Genomic DNA, 5313 nt, shown 5'->3' with positions numbered 1-5313 from the left:
GAGAGCTAGCCTGGACGGCCGCGATCGGCCTTTCCCTGACCAGGATCGTGGTTCTCGCGCACTGGACCAGCGACGTCATCGTAGGTTTCGCTGGTGGATTTATAGTCGAGCGATTTCTTAGAATTTTAACAGGCTACGGGAAAGGCCGGGGCGGTCATGAATGATAGCATTGTCCGCTTTTTCTTGGGAGGGGCTGTGGTATCGGTCTTCGCATTAATCGGCGATGTCGTGCGCCCGAAGTCCTTCGCCGGACTTTTCGGCGCTGCGCCATCGGTCGCTTTGGTTTCGCTCGCCTTGGCGACCTCTCGACACGGATCGGAGTATGTGTCGGCGCTGACCACTTCGATGTTTGCAGGCGCTGCGGCGCTTTTTACTTTCAGCTTCATCTCATGCCAGCTGCTCAAACGCACCAACTTGTCAGCCATCTCGGTGACGCTATTTGTGTTCCCCGTTTGGCTAATGGTCGCGTTCGCGCTTTATGCGATGGTGGGCTGAAATGCTGGTCCGGTTGTCGTCAGTTACGCTGAAGGATGGTCGATGGTACGAATACGTCGTTCGGTTTTTGCTGGGCGGAGCCGCAACCTTGGTAGCGGGCCTCCTCGGAATGCTGTGGGGGCCGGGCGTCGGCGGTCTTTTTCTCGCATTCCCGGCGATGCTGTGCGCCAGCGCAACCCTCGTCGAGTCGCATGAACGACGCCACAAGAGTGAAGCTGGTCTGGAAGGCAGGAGGCGTGGCAAAGATGCCGCTGCGCTTGACGCGGCGGGAGCGGCGCTGGGGAGCATCGCTCTTGTCGCGTTCGCTGCCACTGTTCTTCTGGTGGGCTCGCTGGCCCCATGGGGCAGCTTGGTATTGGCATCATTGGCGTGGGCGGTGACCGCCGCTTGCTCCTGGTGGGCTTACAAGCGAATTCGCAGAATGAACTGAGATGGGCGTACTCCGGTCGAACATAGATAGTAATCGCGCGGTGCACTTGTGTCTGGACATGCAAAGGCTGTTCGGGCCGGAGGGGCCTTGGCCCACACCGTGGCTCGAGCGTGTCATGCCGGCGGTGATCAGTGTCGTCGAACACGATCCCGCAAGGACAGTTTTTACGCGGTTCATCCCGCCGGCATCGCCGGAGGAAGCGAACGGCATGTGGCGGAGCTATTTTCGAAAGTGGCGCTTGGTCACGCGTGAAACGCTGGACACTCGAATCCTTGATCTCATGCCGCCGTTGCAGCGATATGTTCCGCCAGCCGTCGTATTCGACAAGGCTGTTTATTCTGCGTTTTCGAATTTTCGGCTTCACAACTTCCTGCAAAACAGCGGCGTCGATACTTTGATCGTGACTGGTGCAGAGACAGATGTCTGCGTGCTTTCAACTATCCTCAGGGCCGTCGATCTGGGTTATCGGATCATCGTTGCACAGGATGGTTTATGCAGCTCGGCTGATCAGTCGCACGATGCGTTGCTTGGACTCTATGCACGACGTTTCGATCTCCAAATCGAGCTGGCAAATTGTGCGGAGATCCTTGAAAAATGGTCGCCCACGTGAGGCTTAGAGAATCGACGCCAATTCTGCGTCGTATTAACGTGCCAGGCATCACGGTCTCGGTATCATCATACAAAGCAGCCCCCTGCGAGCGGCAGATAAGAAGCCCCGGCGAACCGGGGCTTCTTTGTCGTGGGGGTCGAGAGCTACTTACCATTACCCATATTCTTGGGATTTGTGGCGCTATTGGACCCGCTTGCGGAGTTGCCGTTGTTGCCGCCCGCGGCGCCTGTCGTGGTCTTTGCGCTGCCGGTGGCGCCCATCGAGCCTCCGGTATGGCCGCTCGCCTGGGGCCTATCGACAGCAGTTCCGGTACTCGTAGTTCCGGGCTGAGTGACGCCCGTGCCGGTCGAGTTGGGTTGAGGGGCATTCATATTTGTGCCCTGCGCGAAGGCGCCGGTCGTAAGAGCGGCCAGAGCTAAAGCGGTGGTAGCGATAGTCCTCATTTGAAACCTCCCTTTTGAATGTAAGCGTGGTGCAAACATTCGCTAAGAAATCTCGTTCCTTTGGAGTGTAATTTAAAATTTCGTCACGCCCTCTCGATGCGAGATCCCACGACCCGTAGGTTGAAGAGAATCGACGTCTTGGCGTCGCGGCGGTTCCGAAAATTGCGAGCGCGCGGTCTACTTGATGTACTCGCGAGCGTAGTAACGCTGCAATTCCTCAGACGAAGGGTTTGGCCGCGAATGGAACATCGATCTTTCGATTTGGCACCGGGAGCTTTGATTTAAAGCCTTGGGCAGCCGCTCTATCGACGGGCTGAATGCACTCGACGTTTCCAGTTATCTTCAGGAGAGAATACCGCTCGCTGACGGCAAAGACTTTCCATGGCACGGCATGTCTGAAGGTCTTTCATTTTTGCTACTCTTCAGGTCGGCGGCGGGACCTGTTTCTCGGCCAGTTCCAGATTTTACGGAATAGGCTGGAACACCGCCTCAATCTTCGGCGTTATCCGTTCGCGTCGGCCGGGGCTACTCCATCTCAGCCCAGAAGCTCCGCCGTTAATGGAGTGGTAGATCACGGTGGGTCAATCGACTCTGAGGTTCCAAATGCGGCTCGTTGGGCATTTCACATTGGAGAGATAAAAATGCGCGCGCTTTGCTGGCACGGAAAAGGCGACGTCCGGGTCGATACGGTTCCTGATCCCAAGATCCAACATCCCCGCGACGCGATCATTAAGATCACGGCTTGCGCTATCTGTGGCTCAGACCTGCATTTGCTGGACGGTTATCAACCGACGATGAAGGAAGGTGACATTCTCGGCCATGAGAATATGGGCGAAGTTGTCGAGCTTGGCTCAGAGGTAACAAATTTGAAGATCGGCGACCGCGTCGTAGTGCCGTTCACGATTAGCTGTGGCCAGTGCTGGTTTTGCCAGAAAGGCCTTTTCTCGTGCTGCGACCGCACCAATCCGAATCACGAGATTGCCGCCAAGGCGATGGGCCAGTCGCCCGCCGGCTTGTTTGGTTTCAGTCATATGCTTGGCGGTTATTCCGGCGGCCAGGCTGAATACCTACGGGTGCCGATGGCCGATATCGGGCCGATCAGGGTGCCAGACAACGTCGCCGATGAACAAGCCCTGTTCTTATCGGATATCTTTCCTACCGGTTATATGGCCGCCGTCAACGCGCAGATCGAAGACGGCGACACCGTTGCGATCTGGGGCTGCGGGCCGGTCGGCCAGTTTGCCATCCGTTCGGCAATCATGCTTGGCGCTGGGCGGGTGATCGCCATCGACGAGGTGCCGGAGCGGCTGGCGATGGCGCGGGTGGGCGGCGCGGAAACCATCGATTTTTCGCAGGTCGACGTCCATGACGAGTTGATGCGGCTCACGGACAAGCGTGGGCCGGATAGCTGCATCGACGCGGTCGGAGCCGAGGCGGCCGGACACGGCGCAATCGACGCTGTACTCGACAAGGTCAAGGCCGCCACCTTCTTGGCGACCGATCGCGTGCATGTGTTGCGCCAAGCGATCATGGCCTGCCGCAAGGCCGGCACCGTCTCTATTCCCGGCGTCTATGTGGGTATGGGCGACAAAATTCCGCTTGGTGCAGCGATGAACAAGGGGCTGACGATTAAGACCGGCCAGACTCATGTCCAAGCCTATACCAAGCCCCTGCTGGAACGGATCATCAAAGGCGATATCGATCCCAGTTTCGTCGTCACCGACCAGGCAAGCCTCGAGGACGCTCCCGAAATGTACCGCAAGTTCCGGGACAAGGAGGATGGCGTGATCAAGGTGGTGATGCGGCCTCATCGATAGGTTCGCGGCACCTATCCGCGTCGACCGCAAGGCAACCCGGCGCCGTTATCCCGCACAGAGCAATGCGGCACTCAGCATCGTTACCAGGAGAACGAACCTTCGAAGATACGCTGCCTCCGTTGCATCCCGGTAGGGTGCTCAAATCTCACATTGGGAGTTACTATGAAGCGCATTTCGTTCATTCTCGGAAGTTTGCTACTTGCTACTCCAGTTTTCGCGCAATCCGTCGGCGAGAAAACGGGAGTAAATTCGACCCTCGGCATCGCGCCGACTACTGCCGATTTTGTCAAGGAAGTCGCCGTCAGCGACATGACCGAGATTGCTGCCAGCAAAATTGGACAGGAACGCGGAAATGCTGAAGAGAAGACCTTTTCCGCCCAAATGATCACCGACCACACAAAGACATCAAACGAGCTCAAAGCGCTCGTTGCTGACGGTCTAAAGGGCGAAATACCCCCGGGTATGGACGATGCGTCTTTGAAGAAAGTCGGCAAGCTGAGGGATGCAAAGGCGTCTGACTTTTCGTCTGACTTCGACTCCATGCAGGTGACTGCCCACAAGGACGCAGTCAGCCTGTTTGAACGTTACGCCAAGGGCGGCGATGATCCGAGGTTGAAAGATTGGGCCGGGAAAACGCTTCCCCACCTTCAGCATCATCTCGAAATGGCTCAAAATCTCGGGAAAAAGAAGTAAGGAACCAATTGCACGAATCCGCCTTCACCGGCGGATTCTATGGTCAGCCGCCTGCAGCAGACAGTCCATTGCTGACTGCCATGCTTTCACGCCGTGTTCTTTTTCAGAAAGGGCTGAGATGTAGGCACCGGCGTCGAGTAACCGTTTCAATGTGCCGCCGTCTGGTAGTGATAGTAGGGTCAGAGCGAAGTCGATTTGCTTGCCCTTCGCCTCCAGCTTTGGCGGGGCGCTTCCTGGTGGCCTGCCCGAGCTGCGACGATGGTATGCCGCATCGGGCGAGTGCCAGTTCTCGCCCGTCCGCGGTCTTGCGCACAATCAGGGCCGGGTGGTCCGGAAGGATGGCAGGCATCGATGGCCGGTTGCCGGCGCTGTCCCGCTCCACTTTGAACAGGTTGCGGATCGCCGCCTGGTTCTTTGTCATGGAGTAAAGGTCGCACATTCGGTCATTGTGCCGGGGCGGCGTAATACGGTCTAGGGCAGGCTTTCATAATTCCGGAGGGGCGTCGGCGTCCTTTGCTTCGGCCGCTGCGAGCTGCTGCAGCAGGTCGTTCACCAGAGCTGTCATCCGTTCCTTCGTGACGGGGTCGCTGGCGCTGCTGACGTGCCGACGCGCCTGTTCGAGCCGTCGGTAGAGTTCTTCCTTGTCGTTTTTTCTGCCGCTCACTTCACCGCTCCGATGCCACCATTGAAAACAGCGAACGGCGCGAATTGTTCGACCGAAAGGCCTATTCCTTGTGAGGCAGAACCGTGATCTTCCGGTCAAGCTGCCAGACCTCGACATCGTGTCCGTCGACCAGCTTCTGCGCGATCTTGACCGCCTTCTCA

General features: G+C 57.6%; 6 protein-coding genes. 5 read left to right on the top strand and 1 reads right to left on the bottom strand.

Annotated features, from left to right (window positions below; genetic code table 11):
* Window positions 1-156: 156 nt before the first annotated feature.
* The 5 genes from JWQ24_RS27205 (at window position 157) to JWQ24_RS27185 (ending at window position 4488) form a co-directional block, all read left to right on the top strand.
* Entirely contained in the window at window positions 157-495 is a 339-nt protein-coding gene (locus tag JWQ24_RS27205; RefSeq protein WP_299815300.1) for a DUF3147 family protein, read from the top strand.
* A gap of 1 nt (window position 496) precedes the next feature.
* Window positions 497-925: a hypothetical protein gene (locus JWQ24_RS27200; protein ID WP_299815297.1), complete on the top strand. Its 429-nt coding sequence runs from the start codon at window positions 497-499 to the stop codon at window positions 923-925.
* A gap of 1 nt (window position 926) precedes the next feature.
* Window positions 927-1535 carry a cysteine hydrolase gene (locus JWQ24_RS27195; protein ID WP_299815294.1) on the top strand — a complete coding sequence of 203 codons (609 nt, stop codon included), beginning with the start codon at window positions 927-929 and terminating at the stop codon, window positions 1533-1535.
* A gap of 1084 nt (window positions 1536-2619) precedes the next feature.
* Window positions 2620-3795, top strand: coding sequence for a zinc-dependent alcohol dehydrogenase (locus JWQ24_RS27190; RefSeq protein WP_299815291.1), 1176 nt, complete (start codon window positions 2620-2622; stop codon window positions 3793-3795).
* Between the two features lie 162 nt (window positions 3796-3957).
* Window positions 3958-4488 (top strand): DUF4142 domain-containing protein, encoded by a 531-nt coding sequence (locus JWQ24_RS27185; RefSeq protein WP_299815288.1) that lies wholly within the window; start codon window positions 3958-3960, stop codon window positions 4486-4488.
* A 484-nt stretch (window positions 4489-4972) separates the two neighbouring features.
* Here JWQ24_RS27185 and JWQ24_RS27175 read toward each other — a convergent pair whose 3' ends face one another.
* Entirely contained in the window at window positions 4973-5152 is a 180-nt protein-coding gene (locus JWQ24_RS27175; RefSeq protein WP_299815285.1) for a hypothetical protein, read from the bottom strand.
* Window positions 5153-5313 lie beyond the last annotated feature (161 nt).

Origin of the sequence: Tardiphaga sp., assembly GCF_028290495.1 — a bacterium.
Lineage (GTDB): Bacteria > Pseudomonadota > Alphaproteobacteria > Rhizobiales > Xanthobacteraceae > Tardiphaga.
The sequence above is the reverse complement of the archived record's forward strand: the minus strand, read 5'-3'. Positions and strand labels throughout refer to the sequence as shown.